Below are 13,464 nucleotides of genomic sequence, written 5' to 3' on the forward strand. Positions count from 1 at the left end.
CGTCAGAGCCCCTGCTGCGCGAGCCAGTTCTTGGCGACCGTGCCGACGTCGGGCTTGTCCGCGCCGTTGAGGGTGCGGTTGAGCTCGATGAGGCCCTCGGTCGTCAGCTTGGCCTGGACGGCGTTGAGCGCCTGCTTGACCGTGTCGTTGGCCTTGCTCGAGTTGATCAGCGGCACGACGTTCTGCGCGGCGAAGTTGTTGTCCGGGTCGCCGAGCACCACGAACCCGCTGTCCTCGATGGTCGGGTCGGTGGTGAACAGGTCGGCCGCCTGGACGGTGCCGTCCTTGAGCGCGGCGACCGTCAGCGGGCCGCCGGTGTCGAGCGCCTTGAACTCCTTGAACTTCACGCCGTAGGTCTTCTCGATGCCGGGGATCCCGTCGGGCCGGGTCTGGAACTCGGACGGGCCGCCGAACGACGCCTGGCCGGCGATCGGGGCGAGGTCGCCGATGTTCTTCAGGTTGTTCTGCTGGGCGTACTCGCCGGTGACGACGACGGCGTCCTTGTTCTCGGCCGCCGCCTTGTCCAGCACGGTGAGCGGTGCCGGGACGGCCTTCTGCAGGGCCGCGTAGACGGCGTCGCCCTCGGTCTCGGTGGCGTTCTTGTTGATGTACTGCAGCAGCACGCCGGTGTAGTCCGGGATGAGGTCGATCGACCCGTCGGTGAGCGCCGGGAAGTAGACCTCGCGGCTGCCGATGTTGAAGTTCCGCTCGACCTTCACACCCTTGGCCTCGAGGGACTGGGCGTAGATCTCGGCGAGCACCTGGTTCTCCGGGAAGTCCGCGGAGCCGATGCGGATGGTGTCCGACGCGGCCGGGGCCTGGCTGTTGCCCGACGCCAGCGGGTCGTTCGAGCCCCCGCCGCCACCGCAGGCGGTCAGCCCGAGGACCAGGGCCGCACCGGCGGCGACGAGGGTGAGGGGACGGGCGAGTTTCACGGTTCTGCTCCTGCGGGCTCTCGGGTGGGGACGGGATCGGGGTGCGCGGCACCGGGGGCCGGCGCGGGCCGCCCGACGGTGGCGGTGGGCGAGCGGCGGCCGCCGCCGCGCAGCCCGGGCGAGACGACGGCGCGCTGCAGCAGCGCGAGCAGGCCCTCGACGGCGAGCGCGAGGACGGCCACCAGGACCGCGCCGGCCGCCATCTGCGGGTACTCGCGGGTGCGCAGCCCGTCGATCAGGAAGCGGCCGAGGCCGCCGAAGCTCACGTACGCGGCGACGGCGGCGGTCGCGATGACCTGCAGCGCCGCACTGCGGAACCCGCCGAGGATCAGCGGGAGCGCGTTGGGCAGCTCGACCTTGGTCAGCACCTGCCACTCGCGCATCCCCATGCCGCGCGCCGCGTCGACCGCGCCGGGGTCGACGTTGCGCACGCCGGAGTAGGCGCCGGCCAGCAGCGGCGGGACCGCGAGCACGGCGAGCGCGAGGGTGACCGGGAGCAGCCCGATCCCCATCAGCAGCACGAGCAGGGTCAGCAGGCCGAGCTCGGGCAGCGCGCGCAGCCCGTTGGCGCTGCCGACGATCAGGAAGCCGCCCTTGCGCGAGTGCCCGACGAGCGCCCCGATCGGCAGGGCCACCACGGCGCCGAGCGCCAGGGCGAGGACCGAGTACCAGAGGTGCTCGACGAGCCGGGCCGGGATGCCGGCGGGCCCGCTCCAGTGCGCGGGGTCGGCGAGCCAGGAGAAGAGGGCGTTCACGCGTTCGCCCCCGCCCGGGTCCAGGGCGTGCTGACCCGCCCGATCAGCACGAGCAGCCCGTCGACGACCAGCGCCAGCAACAGGATCAGCACGATGCCGGTGACGATCTCGAGCGGGAAGTTGCGCTGGTAGCCCTCGGTGAACAGCTGCCCCAGCCCGCCGACGCCGATCAGTGCGCCGACCGACACGAGGCTGATGTTCGACACCGCGGCCACCCGCAGCCCCGCGATCAGCACGGGCACCGCCAGCGGCAGCTCGACGGAGACGAACCGCCGGCCCGGCCGGTACCCCATCGCGGTGGCCGCGGCGACGACCATCGACGGCACGGCGCCGAGCGCGTCGGCCACCGAGCGGACCAGCAGGGCGACGGTGTAGATCGTGAGCGCGACGACGACGTTGAGCGGGTCGAGGATGCGGGTGCCGATGATCGCCGGCAGCACGATGAACAGCGCCAGGGACGGGATCGTGTACAGCACGCTGGCCGCGGGCACGAGCACCGCGCGCAGCGCCCGGTTCCCGGCGGCGGCCCAGCCGATCGGGACGGCGAGCACCAGCCCGATCAGCACCGGGACCAGCGCGAGGACCACGTGCTCGCCGAGGAGCTCGCCGAGCATGCCGAGATTGCGTGGGATCCAGTCCCAGACCATCAGGCCGCCTCGTCCGCCCGGGAGGCGGCGAGCGCCCTCAGCACGTCGTCGGCGCTCAGCGCGCCCGCGACGCGACCGTCCCCGTCGACCGCGACCCCGCGGCCCGACGGCGAGGACAGCGCGGCGTCGAGCGCGCTGCGCAGCGAGCCCGACCCGACCTCGTAGAGCGACCCGCCCGGCAGGACGGCCGACTCCTCGACCGTCCCCTCGCCGCTCACCCAGCCGACCGGGTGACCGTCCGCGTCGGCGACGAGCGACCAGCCCGCGGGCGCCGGCTCGCCGACGCGCACTGTGGGCAGCTCGGTGAGCGGCAGCTCGTCGGACAGGAAGCCCAGCTTGCGGTAGCCGCGGTCGCGGCCGACGAACCCGTCGACGAACCCGTCCGCCGGGCGGTCGAGCAGGACACCGGGCTCGTCGTACTGCGCGAGGACGCCGCCGGTGCGGAACACCGCGACCTTGTCGCCGAGCTTCACCGCCTCGTCGATGTCGTGGGTGACGAACACGATCGTCTTGCCCAGCTCGCCCTGCAGCCGCAGCAACTCCTCCTGCAGGCTCTCCCGCACCACCGGGTCGACCGCGCTGAACGGCTCGTCCATCAGCAGCACGGGCGGGTCCGCGGCGAGCGCGCGGGCCACGCCGACGCGCTGCTGCTGACCGCCGGACAGCTGCGCCGGGTAGCGGGCGGCCATCTCCGGCGCCAGGCCCACGACCTCCATCAGCTCGTCCGCCCGCGCCCGCGCCTTGCGCTTGTTCCAGCCGAGCAGCAGCGGCACGGTGGCGATGTTGTCCCGGATCGTCTTGTGCGGGAACAGCCCGGCCTGCTGGATCACGTAGCCGATGCCGCGGCGCAGCTCCGCCGGGTCGCCGGCCATCACGTCGCGCCCGTCCACGGTGACCGTGCCCTCGGTCGGCGCGACCATCCTGTTGATCATCCGGAGCGACGTGGTCTTGCCGCAGCCGGACGGCCCGACGAAGACGGTCACCTTCCCGGCCTCCACCGTCAGGTCCAGCCCGTCGACCGCGACGGTCCCGTCCGGGAACCGCTTCGTCACGCCGCGGAACTCGATCACGCGGGGTTCCCCCTCGTCCCGGCGCCCGCCTTCCGGCCGCCATGGTGCGACGAGGCTATCCGGAGGCACCGACAGGAGCGAGCCGGATGACCAAGTGTGACCGCCCCGCGACCCGTCCGGTCATTCGACGGTCAGGCTCCCACGGACCGGGCGGGGGTCGGGAGCCTGCCGTCCGCGAGCACCCGGTGCAGGTCCTGCGGCGGCAGCGGCCGGGAGAACAGCCAGCCCTGGTAGGCGTCGACGCCGAGGCCGCGGAGCACGTGGAACTGCTCGGCCGTCTCGACCCCCTCGGCCACCGTGGTCCGGCCCATCGCGCGGGCCATGTCGACGACGGCCCGGGCGACCGCGAAGTCCGCCGGGTCGGACCCGACGCCGGTGACGAACGCCCGGTCCACCTTGACCGTCTGGGTGGGCAGCTCCTTGAGCCGGGCCAGCGAGGAGTAGCCGGTGCCGAAGTCGTCGACGGCGAACCGGACGCCGCGCGCGGTGAGCTCGGCCATGACGTCCCGTGCCGCCGGGGGCAGCGCGACCAGGCTGGTCTCCACCAGCTCGAGGATCAGCCGGTCCCAGGGCAGGCCGGAGGCGGAGACGATCCGGGTCACCTCGTCGAGGAAACCCGGCTCGCTGGGCAGCAGGCCCGCGAGGTTCACGGCCACCGCGGCGCGCCCCGGCCAGGTCGCCGCTTCGTTGACCGCGGTCCGCAGCACCCACAGATCGAGGTCGCGCAGCATGCCGGCGCGCTCGGCGACCGGCAGGAAGTCGCCCGGCGGGATCATCCCGCGCTCCGGGTGCGGCCAGCGGACCAGCGCCTCCGCGGAGAGCACCGAGCCGTCCGGCCCGACGACGGGCTGGTACTGCAGCGCCAGCCGGTCCTCGGTCAGCGCGGCGCGCAGCTCGCCCTCGATCTCGAGCTGCCGGTCGGCCGAGCCCACGACGGCCGGCGACGCGGTGGCGACCCCGCCCCGGTCCGTGCGCTTGGCCTCGTGCATCGCGACCTCGGCGTAGCGCAGCAGGTCACCGGCCTCGACGGGCCCGTCCGGACGGGCGTCCGGCGTCGCGACGCCGACGGTCGCGGTGAGCTGCACCGGCCGCCCGTGCACGCTCAGCGTGCCGCCCATGAGCTCGGCGACGGTGCGCGCCAGGGCCTCGGGGCCACCGGTCAGGTCGTGGTCGGCGCAGATCACGACGAACTCGTCCCCGGCCAGCCGGGCCGGCGTGCAGCCGACGGGCAGCTGCCGGCGCAGCCGGGTGGCCGTGGTGACCAGCAGCTCGTCACCCGCCTCGTGGCCGAGGGAGGAGTTGACGCGGGCGAAGTCGTCGAGGTCGCCGCAGACGACGGCGACCCGGTTCCCGTCGGGCCCGGCGAGCAGGTCGGCGACGAGGTCGAGCGCGGCCGCGCGGTTCGGCAGCCGGGTCAGGACGTCGACGGCGCTGCCCGCCTCGCGCGGGGCGGCCGGGGCGATCTCGGTGGCCACGACCAGCCAGAACGGGTCCCCGTCGTCGGACGTCGAGGCGGTGACCGCGAGCGCGACGGTCACCCGGGTGCCGTCGCCCCGCAGCAGGGTGACGGCCGAGAGCCGGTAGCCGTGCCCGCCGCCGGTCGGGATGCGGCGCAGCCAGCCGGGCAGCATCGCCGGCGCGGCGTCGGGCTGCGGCTCGGCATCGGCGGTCAGGTCGAGCGCGGTGCGGCCGCGCAGCTCCGCCAGCGGCCGGCCGAGCAGCGCGCAGAAGGCCTCGTTCGCGTCGGCGAGCCGGCCGGCGGCGTCGAACAGGCCCACGCCGTCGGGCACCGTGGAGAGCAGGTCGGCGAAGCGCCGCGCGGAGTGGCGACCGCCCTCGGCGAGCCGCTGCGCGGTCACGTCGCGCACCATCCCGGCCAGCCGGACGGGCAGGCCGTCGGGACCACGCTCCACGCCGGCCCGGCAGCTGAGCACCCGGTCGCCGGGCAGCCGCAGCTCGACGTGGTGGTCGGTCGGCCCCGAGCCGGTGCGCAGCGCCCGGCAGAGCGCGGCCACCTGCTCGCCCTCGACCGGCCCGTGCGGACCGTCCGGGACCACGCCGACGTCCCGGTACAGCTCCTCGAGCGAGGCGCTCCGCCGGAAGGTGGCCGTGGCCAGCTCGAACGTCCAGGTGCCGACGCGGGCCAGCCGCTCCAGCTCGGCGGTCCAGCGCCGGTCGCCGCGGTCCCGCTCGCCCAGCTCGACGAGGACGACGGTGTGCAGGTCGCCCGGCAGGTCCCAGCGGACCGCGCGCACCCGGGCCGTGGTGCCGTCCGCGCGCAGCAGGCGGGCGTCGGCGTCGGGCCCGTCGAGCAGCCGGTCCAGCCGCACGCCCAGCGGGTCCGCCGGTCGGCCCGCGAGCTGCAGGAAGGCGTCGTTGACCCGGAGGATCCGGTCCGCGCCGTCGCACACCACGGCGGGCGCTGCCGGCAGCGGCACGACGTCGATCCTCTCGCCGAACAGGGCCGACGGCGGCAGGGCCGCGGTGCCGAAGGCGACGTCCCGCAGGGCGGGCGGTACCGACGGCAGGCCGCCCGGATCGGTCGTCCCGGGCTCGAGCGGGAGCGCGTGCGGGCCGCTGATCTGCTCGGGCGGGGCGACGAGCTGCACCGCGCCGGGATCGGTGCGCACCTCGGGCTCGCCCGGCTCCTCGCGCTCGGGGAGGGCGCGGCCGAAGGATCCTGACGCCGGGCGGCGGGTCTGGCCCGGCACCTGGCCGCCGGACGGCGCGGAGATCGCCCGGGCCAGGCGGTCGGCGAAGCGGGCCTGCTCGGGCCGCGGCGCGACGTTGTCCGCCCGCCGGCGGTCGAGCCGGCGCACCGGGCCGGGCAGATCGGTGCCGCCCGGCCCGGGGTGCCCCCCGTCCGACGGGTCGACGCCGTACTCGTCCTCGACCGGGTCCGGGGCGGCCCCGTCGGGGACGCCCGACCGGGCTGGCTCGTCCGCCGCCTCGCCGCGCCCTCCGAAGCCGCTCACCCGCGCCCCCCACGTGCTCGCCGTGTGTTCCGGGGCCCGGGAGGCCCCCGTCACGGAGCACAACGAGCGACTGCTCCACTCGATCCGGGGACACCGCTCGAACGGAGTACTCCGACCCGAGTGAGTTACCGCACTTGCCTACACTCTCCGTGATCAGGTCGACCGAGCGGCGGAAGAACGCCAGGTAGAGCCCCTATCGGCGATCACCTTCAGTGACACCGGCGGCCGGATCGCGCCGGGCGGCCTCAGCCACCGCGGCGGCCACCTCGGGCGCGACCCGCGGGTCGAACGGGCTGGGCACGATCCGGTCGGCCGCGAGGTCGTCCGCGGCCACCGAGAAGATCGCGTTCGCGGCGGCCAGCTTCATGCCCTCGGTGATCCGGCGGGCGCCGGCGTCGAGCGCCCCGCGGAACACGCCGGGGAAGGCCAGCACGTTGTTGATCTGGTTCGGGAAGTCGCTGCGCCCGGTGGCGACGACCGCGGCGTACCGCGCGGCGATCTCCGGGTGGACCTCCGGGTCCGGGTTGGACAGCGCGAACACGAAGGGGTCCGGCGCCATCGTGGCCAGGATCTCCTCGGACAGGGTGGCGCTGGAGAGCCCGACGAACACGTCCGCGCCGCGCAGCGCGTCGGCCAGGCCGCCGGTCACCCCGCGGGGGTTCGTCCCGGCCGCCAGCTCGGCCTTGATCCCGCCGCGGGCGGCGTCGATCACCCCGCGGGAGTCGAGCACGACGACGTCCGCCGCCCCGGCCGCGACCAGGATCCGGGCGCAGGCCACCCCGGCGGCCCCGGCGCCGGAGACCACGATCCGCAGCGACGACAGCGGGCGGCCGGTGGTGGCGCACGCGCCCTGCAGGGCGGCGAGCAGCACGATCGCGGTGCCGTGCTGGTCGTCGTGCATGACCGGGCAGTCCAGGGCCTCGATGAGCTTGCGCTCGAGCTCGAAGCAGCGCGGCGCCGAGACGTCCTCGAGGTTGACCGCGCCGAAGCTCGGCCGCAGCCGCACGAGGGTCTCGACGATCTCGTCGACGTCCGTGGTGTCGAGGACCAGCGGGATCGAGTCGAGCTCGCCGAAGGTCTTGAACAGTGCGGACTTGCCCTCCATCACCGGCAGCGACGCGCGCGGGCCGATGTCGCCGAGGCCGAGCACGGCGGTGCCGTCGCTGACCACGGCAACCAGCCGGTCGGTCCAGGTGTAGCGCCGCGCCAGCGCGGGCTCGGCGGCGATCGCGCGGCTGACCTCGGCCACGCCCGGGGTGTAGGCGATGGCCAGGTCGCGGGCGTCGCGCAGCGGCGCGGACAGGCCGGTGGCCAGCTTGCCGCCCTCGTGCGAGGCGAAGATCTCGTCGCGGGTGGGGGCGGACGTGGACAGGTCCGAGGACAGGGTGCGCTCCGGGGAAACGGTCATGACAGGACTCCGGTACGGGTGCGGTGGACGCTCGCGCGCGTCCCTACTCGCCGTGCACCGGGGGCAGGGTCTCGCCGGATCGGTGCCGGACGGCCCCCTCGCCGCGCCCCGCGGGATGCGGCGGGGTGATGCGAGGGATCGGCTGTCGGGTACTGGCTGACGACCGTACCTCAGAGGCGCCGCGGCCGGGGCCACAACCGCCGCGTGACGACGGCCACGACCTCGGCCGGGCCGAGCGTGCGGGAGTCGGTGGACCCGAACGGGTTGTCGCCCTCCACCCACCACAGCGCGCCCTCGGGCCGCACCGCGCGCTTCACCGACAGCTGGTCGGGCCGCGCCGGCCAGCGCACCAGGACCACGTCACCCGGCCGGGCGGACCGGCCGAACCGGGCCAGCACGACGTCGTCGTCGGACAGGGCCGTGGACATGGAGGGACCGCGGACGGTCACTGCGCGCCACCCGCGGTGATGCCCTGTGACCCGTGTCCGGAACACCCGTCTCACCACACCTTCCGGCCTGCTGGCCCCCCGCCCCCGGGAGTAGGGTCGGGCACGCCAGAACGATCACCACCAGGGAGGACCCATGCGGCTGTCCCGCATTCTCCGCCCGCGGCTGGAGGCCACCGCGCACTGCGACCTCCCCTGCGGCGTGTACGACCCTGCCCAGGCGCGCATCGAGGCCGAGTCGGTCAAGGCCATCCAGGAGAAGTACCAGGGCAACGACGACCCGGTCTTCCGCGAGCGGGCCATCGAGATCAAGGAGCAGCGCTCCGACCTCGTGAAGCACCACCTCTGGGTGCTGTGGACGGACTACTTCAAGCCGCCGCACTTCGAGAAGTACCCGGAGCTGCACGAGCTGTTCAACAAGGCCACCAAGAAGGCCGGTGGCGGCCCCGGCGGCACCAAGTCCTCGGTCGACCCGAAGGACGGCCAGGAGCTGCTGGACTACATCGCCCAGATCGACAAGATCTTCTGGGAGACCAAGCAGGCTGCCTGAGCCTCGCGCCGGAAGCGGCGCTGACCAGCGAGGATTCCTCGTGGTCAGCGTCGCTTTCGGGTCAGGTGAGAGGACTGACGAGCGCGAGTGTCGCGTAACGCATGGTGAAGGTCCCACCGGCCGACTCGATCGCGTCCGCGAGCCCCGCGAGGAGTTTCGCGAGGTTCTCCGGCGCGATCCGGTCGTGCCCGCCCGCGGTCGGAACCTGTTCGAGGAAGGCGTCGCGGCTGATCGTCGTCTCCCAGTCGAAGCGCAGCCGCTGCGGCCTCCCGAAACCCCCGGCCTCCCGGACACCCGCTTCGGCCCTGTCGAGGAAGGCCGCGTAGCCGTCGCGCTGCGGCGCGGTCCACGGCGTGAAGGGCAGGCCGGTCTCGACGCTCCGGTAGACCTCGGCGAAGGCGGCGGCGAGATCCGTCGGCGGGTCACCGGCATTCCAGAACACCGCGAGACGGCCACCGGGGTGGAGCACGGCGGCCGCCTTGGCCGCGCCCGCGATCGGATCGACCCAGTGCCATGTCTGGCCTGCGATGACGCCGTCGAAACGACGTCCCTGCGGGTTCCAGTCCTCGAACGTCGCAGTGTCGACGTCGAACCCTCGGGCGCGGGCGACCTCGGCCATCCGCACATCGGGATCGACGCCGAGCATCGTCGCTCCCGCGTCGCGGAACGGCAGCGACGAGATCCCGGTCCCGATCCCGACATCGAGGATCCGGCTCCCGGGCAGCTCGGACAGCACCGCCTCCGCCAGCGCGGCGGGATACCTCGGGCGCGCTCGGTCGTAGCGATCGGCATCGGCGCCGAACCCCTCGGCGACATCCCGCATCCGGTGGCTCTCGGCCGCGCGGGAGGGCCCGGCCGCCGGCGGTGGTGGTGGTGGCGGTGGTGGTGCGGGCATGCGCCCACCCTAGGTGGGCATGCGCCCACTCCCACCTCGCTGCCGTCGACGGCCCTCGTCGTCGCCCTCGTCGGCGGCCCTAGGCTGCGGTCGTGATCGAGTCGGCGTACCTGAGCGACACCCGCAGCGGCTACGACGCGATCGCACGGTCCTACGAGGAGACGTTCCGCTCCGAGCTCGCCGACAGCCCGCTCGACCGCGCCGTGCTCGCCGGCTTCGCCGAGCTCGTGACCGACCGGCACCCGGACGGCCGGCTGGTCGAGGTCGGCAGCGGGCCCGGCCACGTGGCCGGGCACCTGCGCGAGCTGGGGCTGGCGATCCGCGGGGTCGATCTCTCCGCCGCGATGGTCGACCTCGCCCGTCGCGCCCACCCGGACGTCACGTTCGACGTCGGCGACATGGGCGCGCTCGACGCGTCCGACGCGAGCCTGGCGGGCCTCGTCGCCTGGTACTCGATCATCCATGTCCCCCCGGCACACCTGCCCGCGGTGTTCGCCGAGTTCCACCGGGTGCTGGAGGACGGAGGCCACCTGCTGGTGGCCTTCCAGGTCGGGGACGACGTCCTGCACTTCGACGAGGCCTTCGGGCACCAGGTCTCGCTGGACTTCCACCGGCTCCGGCCCGACGCGGTCGCCGGCCTCCTCGACGAGGCCGGGTTCGACCTCGTCGCGACGCTCGTCCGGGCGCCCGCGCCGGCGAGCGCCGCCACGAAGATCCCGCAGGCCTCCCTCATCGCCTGCAAGCGGCCGACCGCCGCCGGCTGAGCCGAACCTCGCCGGCCTGTCGCGGGAGTTCCGGGCCCTGGCGCACCGGTTCTACGTGTGGACCGAGCGGGTGGGCAGGGTCGACGGATCGAGACCCGGTGGAGGACGTGGCCTTGCCGGAGCGCCTACCGTAGGTCGCCGGGGTTCGACAGCGCCGTCGGCCGAGGGGACGCGGATGGAACGCGACGAGGAGTTCTGGACCACGAGCGGCGAGGCCGACGCGGTCACGGACGAGTGGCGCGACATGCTCTCGGCCACGCACCTGCCGTGGACGGTCTCGGTCCCGGTGGACGCGGATCCGCCCGGGTTCACCGCGTCGGCGCGGCGCTGGTGGATCGACGACCTCGCGCTGGTCGACTGCGAGTGCGGCCCGTGCTCCGGCACCCGGACCCGCCGCGAGCTGGCCCGGACCGACGGGGAGTTCGTCGTCGTCCTGATCACCCTGGCCGGGCAGGAGACGGTCGCCCAGAACGACGCCGAGGCCTGCCTGCAACCCGGTGACGCGGTCGCCTGGGACAGCACCCGGCCGGCTCGGTTCGCCGTGTGGGAGCCGCTGGCCAAGCGCAGCCTGCTCATCCCCCGCGCGGCGCTGGAGGAGGTGTCCGGCCGGGCGCTGATGTCGGGCGGGGTGCGGCTCGACGGCGGCAGGCCGGCCACCCGGCTGCTCACGTCGTACCTGGACACGTTGCGCACGTCGTTGCCCGAGCTCGACCAGGGCGCGATCAGCGCCGCCCGCAACGCCACCCTGGAGCTGTTCATCGGGGCGCTGCGCTCCGGCAGCGGCGTGCCGGCGACCTCGATGGCCCAGCCGGCGCTGCGGGCACAGATGGACCGCTACATCGAGCGGCACCTGCTCGACGCGGTGACCGCGCAGGACCTCGCCGCCGCGCACGGGGTGTCCGTGCGGACGGTCAACCGGATCTTCAACGCCACCGGGCAGACCGTGGGCGAGGTCATCCGCGTGCGCCGGCTGGCCCGGGCCCGCGAGGAGCTCACCGAGTCCGACCGCCCGATCTCCGCAATCGCGCACCGCTGGGGCTTCTCGGACACCAGCCACTTCAGCCGGTCGTTCAAGGCCCGGTACGGCGCCTCGCCGAGCGACTACCGCACCACGGCGCACCTCGACCGTGCCGGTGGCGCGCCCGTGCAACGACCTGTCGCAGCAGTTCATCGCGCCGGCGCGGGCCGCCGGGAGACTGGGATCACACCGGCCCAGGGCTGAGCCGGCGCCCCACGCGAGCGCCTCCCGGGCCGCCGACCGGAGGAGTCCCGATGGCTCGACGTGACGTGGAGTTCGACGCCGAGGGCGTGACGCTGCGCGGCTGGTTCTACCCCGCGGAGGGGGCCGCCGGCCCTGCCCCGACGATCGTCCTCTCGCACGGCTTCTCGGCCGTGAAGGAGATGTACCTCGACAGGTACGCCGAGCTGTTCTCGGCGAACGGCCTCAACGCGCTGGTCTACGACAACCGCAACTTCGGCGACAGCGACGGCACCCCGCGCCAGGAGATCGACCCGTGGGCGCAGGTCCGCGACTACCGGCACGCCATCACCTACGCGACGACGCTGCCCGAGACCGACGCCGCCCGCATCGGCGTCTGGGGGTCGAGCTACTCCGGTGGGAACGTCCTCGTGGTCGCCGCGATCGACCGCCGGGTGAAGGCCGTGGTCAGCCAGGTCCCCCTGGTCAGCGGCTACGACAACGTGCGGGCGCTGGTCCGCTCGGACTTCCTCGGCGGGTTCCGCGAGATGTTCGACCAGGACCGGCTCGCCCGGTTCCGGGGCGACCCGCCGGCCATGGTGCCGGTGGTCGCGGAGGACCCGATGGCGCCCTCGGCGCTGCCCACCCCGGACTCGTGGACGTGGTTCACCGAGACCCACAAGCTGCGCGCCCCGAACTGGCGCAACGAGGTCACGCTGCGCAGCGTCGAGATGCTGGGCGAGTACAACCCGGTCGACTACATCTCCCAGATCAGCCCGACGCCGCTGCTGCTGCTCCCGGCGCAGAACGACGTCCTCACCCCCACCCATCTGGCGATCGCCGCGTACGAGAAGGCCCGCGAGCCCAAGCGCCTCGAGATCCTGCCGGGCGGCCACTTCGACGCCTACGTCGAGGGCTTCGAGGCCTCCAGCAACCCCGCCCTGGCCTGGTTCGTGCAGCACCTCGCGCCCTGATCACCCGACCACGTCACGAGAGGACCTCCCTGACATGGGCAAGCTGCAGGACAAGGTCGCCGTCGTCACCGGCTCCAGCTCCGGCAACGGGCGGGCGATCGCGCTCGCGCTGGCGGCGGAGGGCGCGTCGGTCGTCTGTTCCGACATCCGTCGCGAGGCCCGCGAGGGCGGGTACGAGGGCGACATCCGCACCCCGACCGACGACGTCATCCGCGCCCGCGGCGGCAAGGCCGAGTACGTCGAGGCCGACGCGGCGGACTACGCCGCGGTCGAGAACCTGGTGAACGCCGCGGTCGGCAGCTTCGGCCGGCTCGACGTCATGGTGAACAACGCCGGCATCTTCACCGGCCTGCACACCATCGTCGACGAGACCGAGGACGATTACGACCGCACGATGGCGGTCAACGGCAAGAGCGTGTGGCTGGGCTGCAAGTTCGCCATCCGCCAGATGCTCACCCAGGAGCCGGTCGACGGTTCCCGCGGCCGCGTCGTGAACATCGCGTCGATCGGTGGTCTCGTCGGGCTCGCCGCCGAGCCGGCCTACTGCGCCGCCAAGGGCGCGGTGGTGAACCTGACCCGCCAGCTCGCCGTGGACTTCGCGCCGGAGCGGATCAACGTGAACGCGATCTGTCCCGGCTTCCTCGCCACCGCGATGGTCCGCCCGTTCCTGGACGACCCGGAGCTGAACGAGGTCCTTCACTCGAAGTCCCCCTGGCCCGAGCTGGGCACCGCCGAGGACGTCGCCAAGGCCGCGGTCTTCCTGTCCTGCGACGACTCGCGCTGGGCCACGGGATCGATGGTCACCATCGACGGCGGCTACACGGCGCCCTGATCCGTTCGAAGAGGA

At 74.0% G+C, this 13,464-nt stretch carries 13 protein-coding genes; 5 read left to right on the forward strand and 8 right to left on the reverse strand.

Annotated elements, in window-relative coordinates; all coding sequences use genetic code 11:
* Window positions 1–2: 2 nt before the first annotated feature.
* The 7 genes from ACQP04_RS30710 to ACQP04_RS30740 form a co-directional block, all read right to left on the reverse strand.
* On the reverse strand, window positions 3–935 hold the full coding sequence (locus tag ACQP04_RS30710; protein ID WP_037051705.1) for an ABC transporter substrate-binding protein: 933 nt from the start codon (window positions 933–935) through the stop codon (window positions 3–5).
* Window positions 932–1,690, reverse strand: a complete 759-nt coding sequence (locus ACQP04_RS30715; protein WP_433504001.1) for an ABC transporter permease — start codon at window positions 1,688–1,690, stop codon at window positions 932–934. Before ACQP04_RS30715 ends, ACQP04_RS30710 begins: the two co-directional genes overlap by 4 nt.
* Entirely contained in the window at window positions 1,687–2,337 is a 651-nt protein-coding gene (locus ACQP04_RS30720) for an ABC transporter permease (RefSeq protein ID WP_433504002.1), read from the reverse strand. Before ACQP04_RS30720 ends, ACQP04_RS30715 begins: the two co-directional genes overlap by 4 nt.
* Window positions 2,337–3,407 (reverse strand): ABC transporter ATP-binding protein, encoded by a 1,071-nt coding sequence (locus ACQP04_RS30725; RefSeq protein ID WP_433504003.1) that lies wholly within the window; start codon window positions 3,405–3,407, stop codon window positions 2,337–2,339. Before ACQP04_RS30725 ends, ACQP04_RS30720 begins: the two co-directional genes overlap by 1 nt.
* Window positions 3,408–3,538: 131 nt before the next feature.
* Window positions 3,539–6,382: a putative bifunctional diguanylate cyclase/phosphodiesterase gene (locus tag ACQP04_RS30730; protein ID WP_433504004.1), complete on the reverse strand. Its 2,844-nt coding sequence runs from the start codon at window positions 6,380–6,382 to the stop codon at window positions 3,539–3,541.
* Between the two features lie 193 nt (window positions 6,383–6,575).
* Window positions 6,576–7,790: an NAD(P)-dependent malic enzyme gene (locus ACQP04_RS30735; protein WP_433504005.1), complete on the reverse strand. Its 1,215-nt coding sequence runs from the start codon at window positions 7,788–7,790 to the stop codon at window positions 6,576–6,578.
* A gap of 170 nt (window positions 7,791–7,960) precedes the next feature.
* Window positions 7,961–8,296 (reverse strand): S26 family signal peptidase, encoded by a 336-nt coding sequence (locus ACQP04_RS30740; protein ID WP_433504006.1) that lies wholly within the window; start codon window positions 8,294–8,296, stop codon window positions 7,961–7,963.
* Window positions 8,297–8,372: 76 nt separating this feature from the next.
* Here ACQP04_RS30740 and sodN point away from each other — a divergent pair, with 76 nt between their 5' ends.
* Complete coding sequence (sodN, locus tag ACQP04_RS30745; protein ID WP_037051713.1) at window positions 8,373–8,786, forward strand: superoxide dismutase, Ni; 414 nt, start codon at window positions 8,373–8,375, stop codon at window positions 8,784–8,786.
* Between the two features lie 61 nt (window positions 8,787–8,847).
* On the opposite strand, the gene ACQP04_RS30750 is transcribed toward sodN, so the two are convergent.
* Entirely contained in the window at window positions 8,848–9,681 is an 834-nt protein-coding gene (locus tag ACQP04_RS30750; RefSeq protein WP_433504007.1) for a class I SAM-dependent methyltransferase, read from the reverse strand.
* Window positions 9,682–9,773: 92 nt separating this feature from the next.
* Between ACQP04_RS30750 and ACQP04_RS30755 the strand changes: the two genes are divergently transcribed.
* The 4 genes from ACQP04_RS30755 (at window position 9,774) to ACQP04_RS30770 (ending at window position 13,449) form a co-directional block, all read left to right on the forward strand.
* Window positions 9,774–10,445 (forward strand): class I SAM-dependent DNA methyltransferase, encoded by a 672-nt coding sequence (locus tag ACQP04_RS30755; RefSeq protein ID WP_433504008.1) that lies wholly within the window; start codon window positions 9,774–9,776, stop codon window positions 10,443–10,445.
* Window positions 10,446–10,620: 175 nt separating this feature from the next.
* Entirely contained in the window at window positions 10,621–11,667 is a 1,047-nt protein-coding gene (locus ACQP04_RS30760) for a helix-turn-helix domain-containing protein (protein WP_433504009.1), read from the forward strand.
* 50 nt (window positions 11,668–11,717) lie between these two features.
* The gene (locus ACQP04_RS30765; protein ID WP_433504010.1) at window positions 11,718–12,617 is read left to right on the forward strand and encodes an alpha/beta hydrolase; all 900 of its coding nucleotides are present in this window, start codon (window positions 11,718–11,720) and stop codon (window positions 12,615–12,617) included.
* Between the two features lie 34 nt (window positions 12,618–12,651).
* The gene (locus tag ACQP04_RS30770) at window positions 12,652–13,449 is read left to right on the forward strand and encodes an SDR family NAD(P)-dependent oxidoreductase (protein WP_433504011.1); all 798 of its coding nucleotides are present in this window, start codon (window positions 12,652–12,654) and stop codon (window positions 13,447–13,449) included.
* Window positions 13,450–13,464: the final 15 nt, after the last annotated feature.

This window comes from Pseudonocardia halophobica (genome assembly GCF_050948485.1).
Lineage (GTDB): Bacteria > Actinomycetota > Actinomycetes > Mycobacteriales > Pseudonocardiaceae > Pseudonocardia > Pseudonocardia halophobica.

Coding starts and splice junctions, on each gene's coding strand:
- sodN (WP_037051713.1), top strand. CDS start 8,373: ATGCGGCTGTCCCGCATTCTCCGCCCGCGGCTGGAGGCCACCGCGCAC.
- ACQP04_RS30750 (WP_433504007.1), bottom strand. CDS start 9,681: ATGCCCGCACCACCACCGCCACCACCACCACCGCCGGCGGCCGGGCCC.
- ACQP04_RS30760 (WP_433504009.1), top strand. CDS start 10,621: ATGGAACGCGACGAGGAGTTCTGGACCACGAGCGGCGAGGCCGACGCG.
- ACQP04_RS30770 (WP_433504011.1), top strand. CDS start 12,652: ATGGGCAAGCTGCAGGACAAGGTCGCCGTCGTCACCGGCTCCAGCTCC.
- ACQP04_RS30765 (WP_433504010.1), top strand. CDS start 11,718: ATGGCTCGACGTGACGTGGAGTTCGACGCCGAGGGCGTGACGCTGCGC.
- ACQP04_RS30735 (WP_433504005.1), bottom strand. CDS start 7,790: ATGACCGTTTCCCCGGAGCGCACCCTGTCCTCGGACCTGTCCACGTCC.
- ACQP04_RS30720 (WP_433504002.1), bottom strand. CDS start 2,337: ATGGTCTGGGACTGGATCCCACGCAATCTCGGCATGCTCGGCGAGCTC.